The organism is Micromonospora sp. KC213 (assembly GCF_004348325.1).
Lineage (GTDB): Bacteria > Actinomycetota > Actinomycetes > Mycobacteriales > Micromonosporaceae > Micromonospora.
In genome coordinates, this window is record NZ_SMKF01000059.1 from 1 (window position 1) to 14,498 (window position 14,498).

At 73.2% G+C, this 14,498-nt stretch carries 13 protein-coding genes; 5 read left to right on the plus strand and 8 right to left on the minus strand.

From position 1 onward, the window contains the following. The first annotated feature begins 63 nt into the window (after positions 1 to 63). Complete coding sequence (locus tag E1166_RS14430) at positions 64 to 714, plus strand: pyridoxal 5'-phosphate synthase (protein WP_132339225.1); 651 nt, start codon at positions 64 to 66, stop codon at positions 712 to 714. A 54-nt stretch (positions 715 to 768) separates the two neighbouring features. Here the strand turns inward: E1166_RS14430 and E1166_RS14435 are convergent, their stop codons facing one another. From E1166_RS14435 to mca, 4 genes are all read right to left on the minus strand, one after another. After that, on the minus strand, positions 769 to 2,805 hold the full coding sequence (locus E1166_RS14435) for a thioredoxin domain-containing protein (RefSeq protein ID WP_132339227.1): 2,037 nt from the start codon (positions 2,803 to 2,805) through the stop codon (positions 769 to 771). A gap of 53 nt (positions 2,806 to 2,858) precedes the next feature. Further along, on the minus strand, positions 2,859 to 5,327 hold the full coding sequence (locus E1166_RS14440) for a bifunctional diguanylate cyclase/phosphodiesterase (RefSeq protein ID WP_243710346.1): 2,469 nt from the start codon (positions 5,325 to 5,327) through the stop codon (positions 2,859 to 2,861). Between the two features lie 242 nt (positions 5,328 to 5,569). After that, positions 5,570 to 5,863, minus strand: coding sequence for a hypothetical protein (locus tag E1166_RS14445; RefSeq protein ID WP_132339229.1), 294 nt, complete (start codon positions 5,861 to 5,863; stop codon positions 5,570 to 5,572). A 45-nt stretch (positions 5,864 to 5,908) separates the two neighbouring features. Continuing rightward, complete coding sequence (gene mca / locus E1166_RS14450) at positions 5,909 to 6,790, minus strand: mycothiol conjugate amidase Mca (RefSeq protein ID WP_132339231.1); 882 nt, start codon at positions 6,788 to 6,790, stop codon at positions 5,909 to 5,911. A 133-nt stretch (positions 6,791 to 6,923) separates the two neighbouring features. Between mca and E1166_RS14455 the strand changes: the two genes are divergently transcribed. Together E1166_RS14455 and greA are read left to right on the plus strand one after the other, a co-directional pair. Beyond that, complete coding sequence (locus E1166_RS14455; protein ID WP_132263348.1) at positions 6,924 to 7,358, plus strand: DUF4307 domain-containing protein; 435 nt, start codon at positions 6,924 to 6,926, stop codon at positions 7,356 to 7,358. Positions 7,359 to 7,469: 111 nt separating this feature from the next. Continuing rightward, on the plus strand, positions 7,470 to 7,970 hold the full coding sequence (greA, locus tag E1166_RS14460; protein WP_132339233.1) for a transcription elongation factor GreA: 501 nt from the start codon (positions 7,470 to 7,472) through the stop codon (positions 7,968 to 7,970). 73 nt (positions 7,971 to 8,043) lie between these two features. Here greA and ilvA read toward each other — a convergent pair whose 3' ends face one another. The 4 genes from ilvA to E1166_RS14480 all read right to left on the minus strand — a co-directional run bounded on the left by ilvA (position 8,044) and on the right by E1166_RS14480 (position 12,899). Continuing rightward, positions 8,044 to 9,264, minus strand: coding sequence for a threonine ammonia-lyase (gene ilvA / locus E1166_RS14465; RefSeq protein ID WP_132339235.1), 1,221 nt, complete (start codon positions 9,262 to 9,264; stop codon positions 8,044 to 8,046). Positions 9,265 to 9,349: 85 nt separating this feature from the next. Further along, complete coding sequence (locus E1166_RS14470) at positions 9,350 to 10,759, minus strand: amidase family protein (protein ID WP_132339237.1); 1,410 nt, start codon at positions 10,757 to 10,759, stop codon at positions 9,350 to 9,352. Between the two features lie 17 nt (positions 10,760 to 10,776). After that, entirely contained in the window at positions 10,777 to 11,919 is a 1,143-nt protein-coding gene (locus tag E1166_RS14475; protein WP_132339239.1) for a cystathionine gamma-synthase, read from the minus strand. 152 nt (positions 11,920 to 12,071) lie between these two features. Next, complete coding sequence (locus tag E1166_RS14480) at positions 12,072 to 12,899, minus strand: poly-gamma-glutamate hydrolase family protein (protein WP_132339241.1); 828 nt, start codon at positions 12,897 to 12,899, stop codon at positions 12,072 to 12,074. A 361-nt stretch (positions 12,900 to 13,260) separates the two neighbouring features. On the opposite strand from E1166_RS14480, the gene E1166_RS14485 reads away from it, so the two are divergent. Further along, the gene (locus E1166_RS14485; protein WP_132339243.1) at positions 13,261 to 13,674 is read left to right on the plus strand and encodes an HIT family protein; all 414 of its coding nucleotides are present in this window, start codon (positions 13,261 to 13,263) and stop codon (positions 13,672 to 13,674) included. A 121-nt stretch (positions 13,675 to 13,795) separates the two neighbouring features. Further along, positions 13,796 to 14,458, plus strand: coding sequence for a peptide-methionine (S)-S-oxide reductase MsrA (gene msrA, locus E1166_RS14490; RefSeq protein ID WP_132339245.1), 663 nt, complete (start codon positions 13,796 to 13,798; stop codon positions 14,456 to 14,458). The last annotated feature ends 40 nt before the right edge of the window (positions 14,459 to 14,498 follow it).

Genomic DNA, 14,498 nt, shown 5'->3' on the forward strand with positions numbered 1-14,498 from the left:
AGCAGCCCGCCGGCCAGTTCCAGCCAGCGTCCCCCGACGACCGGTGATTGACATGATCGCGTCATGACTACCCGCGACATGTTGCGCGGGCTCCCGGTGCTGGCGCACGAGATGCCCTCCTTCGACCCCGTCGACGTGCCGGACGACCCCGTGGCCCTCTTCGCCTCCTGGTTCGCGACGGCGGTCACCGCCGGGGTGGACGAGCCGCACGCGATGACCGTCTCGACGGTGGACGCCGACGGCTTCCCCGACGCGCGCGTGCTCATCCTCAAGGACCTGGACGCCGACGGCTGGCACTTCGCCACCAGCGCCCACAGCGCCAAGGGCCGGCAGCTCGCCGGCAATCCGCGGGCCGCGCTGACCTTCCACTGGCGGGAGCTGGGCCGGCAGGTGCGGGTTCGAGGGGTGACCCGCCCCGCGGACCCGGAGGTCTCCCGGCGCGACTTCCTGGCCCGCCCGCTCGGGTCCCGGGTCGCCACCCTGGCCGGCCGGCAGAGCGAGCAGCTCACCGACCGGGCGGCCCTCGACGCGGAACTCGCCCGGGTCCGGGCGGCGCTGACCGCCGACCCGGAGCTCGTCGCCGAGGCCCACACCGTGTACCTGGTACGGCCCGAGACCGTCGAGTTCTGGCAGGCCGACCGGGAGCGCCGGCACGTCCGGCTCCGCTACCGCCGGAGCCCGAACGGCTGGAACCGCGAGCTGCTCTGGCCGTGACCGGTGCCGGCCGACGGCGGGTGGCCGGTGGTCCGACGATGGCGGTGGGCTGGGTCAGCCGAGTTGGGCGACCAGGTCGTCGACGGAGGTCACCGGTCGCTGGCAGACGAAACCCCGACAGACGTACGCGGTGGGCCGCCCGTCGACCAGCGGCCGGTCCGCCAGCAGCGGCACCCCCGGCCGGTCGGTCCGGCCGGCCACCAGCACCGCCCCGGGCGGGGCGTGCCGGGTCGCCGCCGCCACCAGCGGGTCGCCCTCCGGGTCGTCGGTGACCACCGCGATCTCGTACGGCCCGGAGAGCAGCGCCTCGCCCGCCATCGCCGCGTAGCCGGTGAACCGGGCGTGCCGCCCGACGATCGGCGCGACGGTGGCCAGCGTCCGCTCGGCCGCCTCCCGGTACCGGGTCTGGCCGGTCAGCGCGGCGTACGTCACCAGGGCCGCCGCGATCGCGGAACGACCGGACGGGGTGGCGTTGTCGGTCGGGTCGGCGGGTCGGGTGATTAGTCGCTCGGCGTCGTCGGCGGTGTCGTAGAAGCCGCCGTCCGGGGCGGCGAAGCGGGCCAGGGCGGTGTCCAGCAGCCCGCCGGCCAGTTCCAGCCAGCGTCCCTCTCCGGTGAGCTGGTGCAGCGCACAGAACGCCTCGGCCACGCAGCCGTAGTCCTCCAGCACCCCGGCCGGCTCACCGACCACCTTGTCGCGCGACGTCCGGCGCAGCCGCCCGTCGACCACATGCACGGCGGCCAGGTGCGCGGCGGCGTCCCGCATCGCCCCGTCGGCGACGATGGTGACGCCCTCCATCAGGTTCGCGTCCTCGTCGTCGGGCGCGACGTACGCGGCGGCGACCTGGAGGAACTCGGCGATCGCGGTGATGGCCAGGCCGTTCCAGGCGGCCACCACCTTGTCGTCGCGGGCCGGTTGCGGCCGGGCGTCCCGGGCGGCCAGCAGCCGCCCGACCACGTCCTGCCAGCGGGCCCGGATCTGCGGGTCGGCGTCGTCGACGTCCCGGGCGAGCCGGAGCACGCTCGTGCCGTGTTCGAAGGTGCCGGACTCGGTGACCTCGAACAGGTCCGCGGCCCAGCGGCCGTCGGACTCGCCCAACGCCTCGACCAGCTGGGCCGGCGTCCAGGCGTAGGTGAGCCCCTCGACGCCCTCGGTATCGGCGTCCAGTGCCGACGCGAAGCCCTCCCCCGGCTTGTGCAGCTCGTCGGCGAGGAAACGGGCGGTGTCCCGGGCCACCCGCCGGGCCAGCCGGTCGCCGGTGAGCCGCCAGAGCTGGGTGTAGAAGCGCAGCAGCAGGGCGTTGTCGTAGAGCATCTTCTCGAAGTGCGGCACCGTCCAGTGGCCGTCCACCGAGTAGCGCGCGAACCCACCCGCGAGCTGGTCGTGGATGCCGCCCCGGGCCATCGCCTCGGCGGTGTGCCGGGCGATCTCCAGACTGCGCGCCGAGCCGGTGCGCTGGTGGTGGCGGAGCAGGAAGAGCAGGTTCATGTGCGGTGGGAACTTCGGGGCGGCACCGAACCCGCCGTTGGTTTCGTCGTACTCGCGGGCGAGCTGGCCGGCGGCGGCGTCGAGCAGCTCGGCGGTGAGCGGGGCGGTGGGACCACCGACGGCCTGTGCCCCGCCGATCGCCTCGACCACGGCGGCACCCTGGCGCAGCACGGCCTCCCGCTGGTCGCGCCAGGCGGCGGCGACCGATTCCAGCAGCCGGACGAAGTTCGGTCGCGGGAAGTAGGTGCCGCAGAAGAACGGGGTGCCGTCCGGGGTGGCGAAGACCGTCATCGGCCAGCCGCCCTGCCCGGTCATCGCCTGGGTGGCGGTCATGTAGACGGCGTCGACGTCGGGCCGCTCCTCACGGTCCACCTTGATCGCCACGAAGTCGTCGTTGACCAGTGCCCCGACCTGCTCGTTCTCGAACGACTCGTGGGCCATCACGTGACACCAGTGGCAGGCCGCATAGCCGACCGAGATGAGCACCGGCACGTCCCGGCGCTTCGCCTCGGCGAAAGCCTCCGGACACCACGGCCACCAGTCGACCGGGTTGTCGGCATGCTGGAGCAGGTACGGCGAGGTGGCGTCCGCGAGTCGGTTCACCCGACGACCATATCCACCCCGCGGCGCCCCCGCCGGTCACACCGACGACCGGCTCAGGAGGCTCCGTCGACGCGGAGCCGGAACACGTTGGACTCGGCCGCGTCGCGCAGCGACCCGAGCACCGCTCCGATCTTGTCCGCCGGCATCGGTTTGAAGAAGTGGTAGCCCTGGGCGGCGGTGCAGCCCAGCTCGGCCAGGGCGAGCCGCTGCTCGGCGGTCTCCACCCCCTCGGCGACCACCCGCAGTCCCAACTCGTGGGCGAGCCCGACGGTGGTCCGGACGATCGCCGCCGCCTCCGGCGAGTCGACCATCCGGATCACGAACGAGCGGTCCACCTTCAACTCGTCCACGGCGATGCGGGTGAGGAAGGTCAACGACGAGAAGCCGGTGCCGAAGTCGTCCACCGCCAGCTGCACGCCCATGGCGCGCAGGGTGGCCAGCACCTCGTCGATCACCTCCAGCTCGCTCATCACCACCGTCTCGGTGATCTCCAGGACGAGCCGGTGCGGCGGCACCTGGTGCCGGCGCAGCGCGTCGGCGATCTCGGCCGGTAGCCGCGGGTCGAGCAGGCTGCGCGCCGACAGGTTCACCGAGATCGGCACGTCCAGCCCCTCGCGGGCCCAGCCGGCCGCCACCGCGAGCGCCTTGTCCAGCACGTACCGGGTGAAGGCGCCGAGCTGCTCACTGTTCTCCACCGGGCGGATGAAGTCGACCGGGCCGAGCCAGCCCCGTCGCGGGTGCCGCCAACGGATCAGGGCCTCCACTCCCGTCGGTGCGCCGGTGGCGAGGTCGACCGCCGGTTGCAGGGCCAGCACCAGCTGGTCGTCGGTCTGCAACGCCTCCCGCAGCTCGGCGAGCAGCGCCAACTGGTCGGTGCTCGCGGCGTCCCGGGAGCTGTCGTACACGGCGACGCTGCCGCCGCCCTCCTTGGCCTGGTACATGGCGATGTCGGCGCGGCGCAGCAGCTCGGTCAGGTCGGCGGTGCCGGCCCCGGCCACCACCACTCCCACCGACACCTCGACCGACATGCGCACCCCGGCCACCTCGGTGGGTGCGGCCAGCCGCTCGGCGATCTCGCGGGCCTGGCGCAGCGCGTACGCCATCGGCGCCGCCCGATCGCCGACGATCGGCACCGACGTCAGCAGCAGGGCGAACTCGTCGCCGCCGAGACGCCCCAGCAGATCACCAGGACGGGTGAGGGCACCCAGCCGGTTGGCGGTGAGCCGCAGCAGCTGGTCGCCGGCGGCGTGCCCGAGGGTGTCGTTGACCTCCCTGAACTTGTTGACGTCCAGCAGCAGCAGCGCGACGGGGTGGTCGTGCGCGAGCTGCCGCAACGCCTGGTCGCCCTTGCTGAGCATGGCAGCCCGGTTGACCAGCCCGGTCAGCGCGTCGTGCACCGCCTCGTACGAGGATCGTGCGCTGACCAGCCGCAGCTCGCGATGGGTGGCGGAGTCGTGCAGCGCGGCGGCCAGCGCGTCGGAGAAGGCGGCCACCGCGTCGCGCTCCCGGGGGGCCGGCGGCGCCGAGGCGGGGAACCGGACCCGAAACTCGCCGACCAGGACGTCGCCGACGGTGAGCGGACGGACCAGCTCGTGCTCTCCGGCGGACGATGGACCGGGCGGTCCCACCTCCCGGTCGCGCACCTGGCCGCAGGCCTCGGCGCGGTAGCGGCGCCAGCGGCCGTCGCCCCGGGCCACGTCGACGTCGACCAGCTCGGCGCCGAAGAGAGTTCGCGCACCGGTCGCCGCGGCGGTGGCCACGCCCCGCTCGTCGAGCTGGTTGAGGGCGGCCGTCGCCTCGGCGAACGCCCGCCAGTCGCGCCGCTCCCGGTCGACCCGGAGCCGGTGCCGGTAGGTCTGCTGGAGCAGCCAGAGCGGGGGTGGCAGGAGCAGCAACCAGCGGGCGTCGATCTCCAGCAGCGCCACCACGGCCAAGCCGACGGCGACGTTGCCGACGAACATCAGCAGTTTGCCGCGGAGCGCGGCGAGGATCGGCGGCCCGATCGCCAGTCCGTTGCGCAGGGCCAGGGTGGCCCCGCCGAGGCAGACGGTGGCCAGCAGGTAGGTGACCGCGCCGGCGACCTGGGCGAGCGCGAGGGCGGGGGTGGGCGCGGCCAGTAGCGGTGCGCCGAGCGTGGTGGCGACCGCGACCGCCAGCGCCGTGGCGGCGGTCAGCGAGGCCGCGATCCGCAGCACCTCGACGGGCGGTCGCCGATCGACGAACAGGGACATGCCGCCCCAGGCCAGGGCGGTGCCGAGCAGGGCGGCGGCGGGCAGCCATCCGGCCGGCGCGAGGTACAGGCAGACGATCAGGGCAGCTTCACCCCAGGTGATGCTGACCATGCCGGTCTCGGTGCGGAACCGCAGCCGGGCCAGTTGGGCGACGGCGAACACCGCGACGACGACCCCGAACCGGGCCGGTGGGGCGAGCGGGTCGTCCGGTGGCAGCGTGGCGGGAACGATCAGGCCGGCCGCGACCGCGGCCAGGGCGGTGAGCGTGACGGCGGCGACGAGCAGCAGCACCCGCGGCGGTACGCCGAGCGGGTCGGACCGGTCGCGCAGATCGCCGCCCCGGCCGGAGATCACCGGCCCACTCCGTCCGCCGGCGCCGGGACGGCGCACGGGACAGACGCTGCTGCCACGGTCATGGCGCCCCCTCCCGCGCGCGGCTCGGGGACTGCGAGGTCCCCCCGGCGGAAGGCTAAGCCAATCCGGGTGACCGCAACAGGGGTCGACGGCCCAGATGGGCGTGAATCACCCCCGCGTCAGCGGTTGCGGCCCTGTTGGGGGCCGGTGGCCTCGTTTGGACGTGATTCCTGCCCTGCCATCCCATCCGTCGGATCGACGACCGACGCGTCGACCCGACCGGTTCCGGCCGCCGTGCCGTGGTCGGGGAACCGGTCCGGCAGCCGGCGCAGCCGGGAGTTCATGTTGCGGATCAGGAGGATGGTGGCGGCGGACAGCAGCAGGAGCAGGAACAGGCCCATCGGCCCGGCCAGGCCACCCGTGCGGGTGTCACCGAAGTTGTTCGTCGCGAGCACCTGGGCGGCGGTCAGCATGTGTTCTCCGATGTGCGGTGGGGTTTCAGCGTAGCCCGGCGCCGGTCAGCGGGCGTGGGCCGTCTCGCGTACCCCGGCGAAGAGGTCCGACTCGGGCAGCGGGCTGTCGACCAACGAGCGGACGAGTTGGAAATCCTCCGTGGGCCAGGCCCGGCGCTGGAGGTCCATCGGCACGTGGAACCAGAAGCCGTCCGGGTCGATCTGGGTGGCGTGGGCGCGCAGTGCGTCGTCGCGGACCGGGAAATAGTCGGCGCATTCCACCCGGGTGGTGATCCGGGGGCCCTTGTCCGGACGGTCCTCCCAGTGCTCGAGCCACTGTCCGTAGGGCGACTCCAGACCGGCCTCGAGCATGGCCTCGTGCAGAGCCATGATCTTGCCCTTCGAGAACCCGATGTCGTAGTAGAGCTTGAGCGGCTGCCAGGGCTCGCCGAGGTCGGGGTAGCGCTCCGGGTCGCCGGCCGCTTCGAACGCGGCCACGCTGATCTTGTGGGTCATGATGTGGTCGGGGTGCGGGTAGCCGCCCTCCTCGTCGTACGTGGTGACGACGTGCGGGCGGAACTCGCGCATGAGCCGCACCAGCGCACCGGCGGCGACGTCCACGTCCTGCAGGGCGAAGCAGCCCTCGGGCAACGGCGGCAGCGGGTCGCCCTCGGGCAGCCCCGAGTCGACGAAGCCGAGCCAGGCCTGCTCGATGCCGAGGATGGCCCGGGCCGCGTCCATCTCCCCGCGACGGATCTCGGCGATGTTGGCCCAGACGTCGGGCCGGTCCATCTTCGGGTTGAGCACGCTGCCGCGTTCACCGCCGGTGCACGTCACGACCAGGACGTCCACGCCCTCGGCGACGTACTTCGCGGTGGTCGCGGCACCCTTGCTGGACTCGTCGTCCGGGTGCGCGTGCACGGCCATGAGACGCAGCTGCTCTGCCAACGAAGGCGCTCCTCGTCTGTGTCACCGGCAGCCCCGGCGGCGGACCTGTCATCCTTGACCGGGAGCGGTGCGGAAATGGAACCCTCCCATTCTTGCCGATGCCACCGACAACGACGTCAGGAGACAGCCACCGGTGACCGAGACGCACGCCACAGTTCCGCCGGGCACGCCGGTGTTCCCCCCGGGCCGGTACGGCCGCCGTCGGGAGCCCCGACGCCGCCGCCCGCTGTTGGCGGGGCTGCTGGTGGCCGGTCTGGCCGGCGTGCTGGTCCTGGCCGCCAGCCAGCTCTACACCCGCTACGGCGACCCGAACTACGACGCCCAGATGATCACCTATGCCGACCTCACCGACACCGGCGTCCGGGTCGACTTCCGGGTCACCGTGCCGGCCGGCGGGTCGGCGGTCTGCCTGCTGCGCGCCCGCTCGCACGACGGCGCCGAGGTGGGCCGGGAGGAGGTGCCGGTCAGCGCCGCACCGGGCGAGCGGCACCTCGTCGTCCGGCACCGGGTGCCCACCACGGCCCGCCCGTTCATCGGTGAGGTGCTCCGCTGCCGGCCCGTCGGATGAGCCGGTTCGCACGGATTGTCCTGACGTGATCGTCAACCCGCGGACGTGTGCCGCGCTGGTAACTTGGTAAGTCACCTGTCAGCCAGTCCGCACAACCGAGGAGAACGCCCTGTGTCCACCAAAGGCAACGAGGCGCCCGCCACCTGGCTGTCCCAGGACGCGTACGACCGGCTCCAGGCCGAGCTCGACGAGCTGATCGCCAACCGGCCGGTCATCGCCGCCGAGATCAACGCCCGGCGCGAGGAAGGCGACCTGCGGGAGAACGGTGGCTACCACGCTGCCCGCGAAGAGCAGGGCAAGGCCGAGGGGCGGATCCTCTACCTCAAGGAACTGCTCCGCACCGCCCAGGTCGGTGAGGCGCCGACCGCCGACGGGGTGGCCCCCGGAATGGTCGTGACGATCTACTTCGACGACGACGCCGACGACACCGAGACCTTCCTTCTCGGGTCGCGCGAGATCGGCTCCACCACCGACCTGACCGTCTACAGCCCCGAGTCGGCGCTCGGCAGGGCGATCCTGGGTGGCCGCGCCGGCCAGGCCTGCACCTACACGGCGCCCAGCGGCGCCGACATCAAGGTGACCATCGTCAGCTTCGAACCCTTCAGCGGCTGAGGCCGACCCCGCCGGGCCCGCGCGACCCGGGCAGGGACGATCGCGTACGCCGAGGCGTGGCACCCGTCGGGTGTCACGCCTCGGGCGCGAAGACCACCTGGTAGCCGCTGGCCCGCAACGCGCTGATCAGCGTGTCGGAGTGTTCGACACCCCGGGTCTCCACCGACAACGCCACCTCGACCTCACCGAGGCGCAGGTGCGGGTTGGCCCGCTGGTGCTCCACGTCCACCACGTTCGCCCGGTGCTCGGCGATCTCGGCGAGCAGCGCGGCGAGCTGGCCGGGCCGGTCCGGGCAGCGGACGGTGACCCGCAGGTACCGTCCGGCGGCGGCCAGGCCGTGCTCGATCACCCGCATCATCAGCAGCGGGTCGATGTTGCCGCCGGAGAGCACCGCGACCACCGGGGTGGTCACCTCGACCGTCCCGGCGAGCAGGGCGGCCACGCCGACCGCGCCGGCCGGTTCCACCACCTGCTTGCCCCGCTCCAGCAGCATCAGCAGCGCCCGGGAGATGTCCTCCTCGGAGACCGTGACGATCTCGTCGACGAGCGCGCGGACGTGGTCGAAGGTGATCTCGCCGGGTCGGCCCACGGCGATGCCGTCGGCGATGGTGGAGAACGTCGGCAGCCGTACCGGCGCACCGGCCCGCAACGAGAGCGGGAAGGCGGCGGCGCTGGCCGCCTGGACCCCGACCACCCGGACATCGGGACGCAGCGCCTTGGCCGCCGCCGCGACCCCCGAGATCAGGCCACCGCCGCCGACCCCGGTCACGATGGTCCGCACCTGCGGGCACTGTTCGAGGATCTCCAACGCCACCGTGCCCTGGCCGGCGATCACGTCGCGGTGGTCGAACGGGTGGATCAGCACCGCCCCGGTCCGCTCGGCGAAGGTCTGCGCCGCCACCAGCGACTCGTCGACGGTGTTGCCGGCCAACTCGACCTGGGCGCCGTACCCCTTGGTGGCCGCCACCTTCGGCAGCGGCGCGTTGACCGGCATGAAGACCGTGGCGTCGGTGCCCACCAGCCCGGCGGCGAGCGCGACCCCCTGCGCGTGGTTGCCAGCGCTCGCGGCGACCACGCCGCGAGCGCGCTCGTCGGCCGACAGCCGCGAGATCCGCACGTACGCGCCTCGCACCTTGTACGAGCCGGCGCGCTGCACGTTCTCGCACTTGAGCCAGACCGGACCGCCGAGCGCGGCGCTCAGCGGCCGGGAGGGCTCCAGCGGGGTGGTCCGGGTGACGCCGTCGAGCAGTTTCCGCGCGGCCCGTACGTCGTCGAGGCCGACCAGTTCCGTCATGGCCTGATCGTGCCACCTGCCTGCGGCGATGCCCGATCCGCACCGGCCGGCACCGGCGGGTGGGCCGGGTTGCCCGACGGCACCGTCACGCGGAAGCGGGCGAGCCCGAACCGACGCGCGGGTAGCCGGGAGCGTGCCGGGACCAGGGGGCCTGCATCTCGAACTGCCCCGCCACACCGAGCAGCAGCAGCTCCGAGCCGGGCGGGCCGACGAGCTGGACGGCGACCGGCAGCCCTTCCGGACGCCGGCCCACCGGCACCACGATCGACGGCAGGCCGGCGATGTTCCAGGGCGCGGCGAACGGGGCGTACCGGATGTTGGCCTTCATGTTCGCCAACCATGACCGGCTCGACCAGGCGGTGGCCGCCGGCGGCAGCCCGGCCAGCGCGGGGGTGAGCAGCAGGTCCACCGAGTGGTCGGCGAAGAAACCGATGGACCGTTCCCGCCAGGCGGCCCGGTCGGCCTCCCGCACATACCCCCGGCGCTGGGCCCACTCCCCCAGCGCGACGTGCCGGCGGCTACGGCGCTGGAGAGCGCGTGGCGGCACGCCGGCGGCCCGCACGTCGGCGGCGGCCGCGGCGAACCAGGTGGCGATGCCCTGGAGGCCGAGCGCGGTCGGGTACACCGGGTCGGCGGGAACGGTGTCGTGCCCCGCGGCGGCGAGCAGTCGGCCGGCGGCGGCGACCGCGTCCCGGTTCGGCACGTCCGGTGACACGCCGCGCACGGGGGACCGCAGCGACACACCGACCCGCAGCCGCGCCGGCGGGACCAGCTTCTCCTGGGGGCGGCCGGCGAGCACCTGGAAGCCGACGGCGGCGTCGGCGACCGTGGTGGTGAGCATCCCGTGCTCGGTGAGGCCGAACCAGTCCTCCGCGCCGAGCTGGCACGGCACCACGCCACGGCCCGGCTTGAGACCGACCAGGCCACAGCAGGCGGCCGGGATACGGATCGAGCCGAGACCGTCGTTGCCGTGCGCGATCGGCACCAGCCCGGCGGCCACCGCGGCGGCGGCCCCGCCGGAGGAGCCGCCCGGGGTGCGCCGCGGATCCCACGGGTTGCGGGTGATCGCCGACTCGTCGTCGGTGATCCCCCACAGGCCCAACTCCGGCATCCGGGTCACCCCGAGGATCACCGCGCCGGCGCCGCGCAGCCGACGGACCACCTCGTGGTCGGCCTCGGCGACACCGGTACGCACCGCCGCCGACCCGTTCCAGGTCGGCAGACCGGCGACGGCGGTGTTCTCCTTGACCGCGACCGGGACACCGGCCAACGGCAGGTTGGCCAGGTCCTCCTGCTCGTCGACCTTCTCCGCCTCGGTGACCGCCTCCCCGCCCCGGACCACGCGGAACGCGGCCAACTCGGCGTCGGCCCGGTCGACGTGCTCCAGGTGGTCGGCGACGACCTGGGTGGCGGAGACGTCACCCCGCCGTACCCCCCGGGCGATCTGCTTGGCGGTCGCCCCCACCCAGGTCGGCATGATGTCCTGCACGGCCACCCTCTCCTCACCCGCGGTCAGCCCAGTGCCTGCTCCAGATCGGCGAGCAGGTCGTCGACCGTCTCGATGCCGACAGACAGTCGCACGAGATCGCCGGGAACTTCAAGCGGCGAGCCGGCGGCGCTCGCGTGTGTCATCCGGCCCGGATGCTCGATCAGGGACTCCACCCCGCCGAGCGACTCGGCGAGCACGAACAGCTTCGCCTGGTTGCAGATCCGCACCGCGTGCTCCTCGCCGCCGGCGGCCCGGAACGAGATCATGCCGCCGAACCGGCGCATCTGCTTGGCGGCCACCTCGTGGCCGGGGTGCGCGGGCAGACCGGGGTAGATGACCTCGGCGACCTTCCGGTGCCCGTCCAGGTACGCGGCGATCCGCTCGGCGTTGTCGCAGTGCCGGTCCATCCGTACCCCGAGGGTCTTGATGCCGCGCAGGGTCAGCCAGGCGTCGAACGGGCCGTTGACCGCGCCCATCGCGTTCTGGTGGTAGCGCAGCTCGTCGCCGAGGCCGGCGTCCGCGACGACAAGCGCGCCACCGACCACGTCGGAGTGTCCGCCGACGTACTTCGTGGTGGAGTGGACCACCACGTCCGCGCCGTGCGCGATCGGCTGTTGCAGGTACGGCGAGGCGAAGGTGTTGTCGACCACCAGCAGCGCCCCGGCGTCGTGCGCCACCGCCGCGAGGGTGGCGATGTCGGCGATACCCAGCAGCGGGTTCGTCGGCGTCTCCACCCAGATGATCTTCGTGCTGCCCGGCCGGATCGCGGCCCGCACGGCGTCGGGGTCGGAGACCTTGGCCGGGGTGTACGACAGCCCCCACCGCTCGGCGACCCGGGCGAAGAGCCGGTACGTGCCGCCGTACGCGTCATCCGGGATGACCACGTGGTCGCCCGGCTTGCAGACCGCCCGCAGCAGGGTGTCCTCGGCGGCCAGGCCGCTGGCGAAGGCGAGCCCGACCCGGCCGCCCTCCAGCGCGGCCAGGCACTCCTGCAACGCGTCCCGGGTGGGGTTGCCGGAGCGGCTGTACTCGTAGCCCTGCCGGGGCGCACCGACGGCGTCCTGGGCGTAGGTGCTGGTCTGGTAGATCGGTGGGATCACCGCGCCGGTGCGGGCCTCCGGGTCCTGGCCGGCGTGGATCGCGAGCGTCTCGAAGCCGTGACTCATGACGGGAACGTTAGTCCTCCCCGGCGTCCCGGTCGGTGGAACCCGGGCGCGGGTCACATCGGTGACGGGCGCAGCACGTTCGGACGAACGTGCTGCGCCCGCGCCAGGTCCGCATCCGGTGTCCCACGCGGCGGATGGTGCCGCGTCGTGGGTCAGAGGATTGGCTGGGTCGCCTCGGTCTGCGCGATCGCCAGCCGCGTCGCCGCCACGAAGTCCCAGAACACCTGGTTGGTGGTGTTCTTGCGCTGCGGTCGGGTGTTGGTGCCGAACATCGCCGACCGGAGCGGGGTGGTGATCTCCAGTTGGGCACCCATGCCGAGCAGCGTCCGGTTGACGATGTTGTCCGTCGAGGTGCCGGCGAGCGCCGGGATGCCGGTTGCGTCGAAGGCGGTGAACCCGGCCGCCTGGAAGGCATTGACCAGCCGCGCCCGGAACGCAGCGTTGCGCCCGCCGACCGCCACCGCCTGGGTGTCCGCGGGCAGGCCCGCCGTGCCGGGGGTACAGCCGTGCAGCGCGACCACGTTCAGCGCCCCGGCCGCCACCGACATGGCGGGCACGTCGTCGCAGTGCGTGGCGGTGACGTGCAGGTCGCCGTTGCCCGTGGAGCGGATCCCTTCGAACATCCAGTAGTCGTAGCTGGGTCCGGCGGGCGGGGTCGCGGCCAACGTCGCCGGGTGGTACCCGGCGATGGCCAGGCACAGCTCCGAGGTGCCGGCCTCGATCCCGCCGCCGTGCGGGGCGATGATCGCCGTACGGGGGAACGGGCTCGGCCCGGCGTCGGAGTTGTCGAACTGGGGATGCCGGCGGTAGCGGCGGGCGTAGTCGACGCCCTCGGCCAGGTTCGGGTCGGAGTAGAGATCGGTGTTGGAGTCGTACAGGTCGGCCGCGAGCGCGGGCGTCGGGTGGGACAGTCCGACGAGGGGTCCGGCTACGGCCGCGGTGGCGATCATGCCGAGGACGTTTCGCCTGCTGGTGCTCATGAGGTGTCTCCTCCGGTGTGGATCGGGGTGCCGCCCGGATCGGGCGTACACACACGGTGTCACCGCTACGATCCAGGCCGCGACGAGATTTCGACGCCGATCCGCTCCTCGTCTGCGGTGCCCCGGACAGAGGAATCCCTGGTAGGGCCAGGGATCCGAAGAATCGTCAGCCAGGCTCGTCGTTGTGCTGTAGTCGATCCGACAGCCCACCCGGTCCGACCGGGCCGCATGCCTCGGCGCTGGCCCTGCCCGCTATCCGCGCGCGGCGCGGCGGGGTCCAGGTCGACGTCGGTGAGATGGGTGCTCGACGAACCATGACGTCGCCGGCAGGGCGGCGGCCGGCCGTACTAGCCTGGGCTCGGTGAGCGGGTGCGTGTTCTGCGGGATCGTGGCGGGCGAGGTTCCCGCGTTCACCGTCGCCGACGAGCCGGACGGGGTGGCGTTCCTGGACACCCGGCCGGTGTTCAAGGGCCACGTGCTGATCGTGCCACGCACCCACCTGGTCACCCTGACGGAACTGCCCGCCGCCGCGATTCCCGGTTACTTCGGCCTGGTGCGCAGGCTCGCCGCGGCGGTGGAGGCCGGCCTGGGCGCGGGCGGCACGTTCGTGGCGATGAACAACAAGGTCTCGCAGTCGGTGCCGCACCTGCACACCCACGTCGTACCCCGGACGAAGGGCGACGGCCTGCGCGGCTTCTTCTGGCCCCGCACCCGCTACGCCGACGACGCCGAGGCCCGCGAGTACGCCGGCCGGGTCGCCGCCGCGCTCGGCTGACGCCGGTCCCGTCCCCAATTCGGCTCGGCACCCGGACCCCCGGCTGATCCGTCGCAGGGCGGGTAAGGAAGCGGGGCCCGCCGGTGTTGCACGCGGGGAGAGGTACGAGAGGAGTCCCACTGTGTTCCTGCGCCGCACGAACGCCGAGCTGGTCAACCCGGAGCAGGCCCTGCCGGGTCGCCCGATCGCCATGCCGGTCGCCGACCGGCACGAGGTGCTCGGCAGCCCGTTGAAGGGCTCGTTCCCCGAGGGGGCGCAGGTCGCCGTCTTCGGGATGGGCTGTTTCTGGGGTGCCGAGCGGCTGTTCTGGACGCTGCCCGGCGTGATCACCACCTCCGCCGGCTACGCCGGGGGCTACACGCCGAACCCGACGTACGAGGAGGTCTGCTCGGGCCGGACCGGGCACGCCGAGGTCGTCCAGGTCGTCTACGACCCCCAGACCATCGGCTACGAGGATCTGCTCAAGGTCTTCTGGGAGAACCACGACCCGACCCAGGGCATGCGCCAGGGCAACGACGTCGGCACCCAGTACCGGTCGGCGATCTACACCACCACCGACGAGCAGCTCGCCACCGCGCAGGCCTCCCGGGACGCGTTCGCGCCGATCGTGGCCCGCGCCGGCAAGGGCGAGATCACCACGGAGATCGCCCCGCTCGGCGACTACTACTTCGCCGAGGACTACCACCAGCAGTACCTGGCCCCGACGAAGAACCCGAACGGCTACTGCACCCACGGCCCGAACGGGCTGAGCTGCCCGGTCGGCGTGGCCCGCACCGCCAGCTGACCGGCTCGACGAGGAGGGCCCGCAGCACCCGCTGCGGGCC

What these genes read in the sequence shown, in the direction of transcription:
- E1166_RS14430 (WP_132339225.1), top strand. Translation starts at nt 64, where the DNA reads ATGACTACCCGCGACATGTTGCGCGGGCTCCCGGTGCTGGCGCACGAG.
- E1166_RS14445 (WP_132339229.1), bottom strand. Translation starts at nt 5,863, where the DNA reads ATGCTGACCGCCGCCCAGGTGCTCGCGACGAACAACTTCGGTGACACC.
- ilvA (WP_132339235.1), bottom strand. Translation starts at nt 9,264, where the DNA reads ATGACGGAACTGGTCGGCCTCGACGACGTACGGGCCGCGCGGAAACTG.
- E1166_RS14475 (WP_132339239.1), bottom strand. Translation starts at nt 11,919, where the DNA reads ATGAGTCACGGCTTCGAGACGCTCGCGATCCACGCCGGCCAGGACCCG.
- E1166_RS14480 (WP_132339241.1), bottom strand. Translation starts at nt 12,899, where the DNA reads ATGAGCACCAGCAGGCGAAACGTCCTCGGCATGATCGCCACCGCGGCC.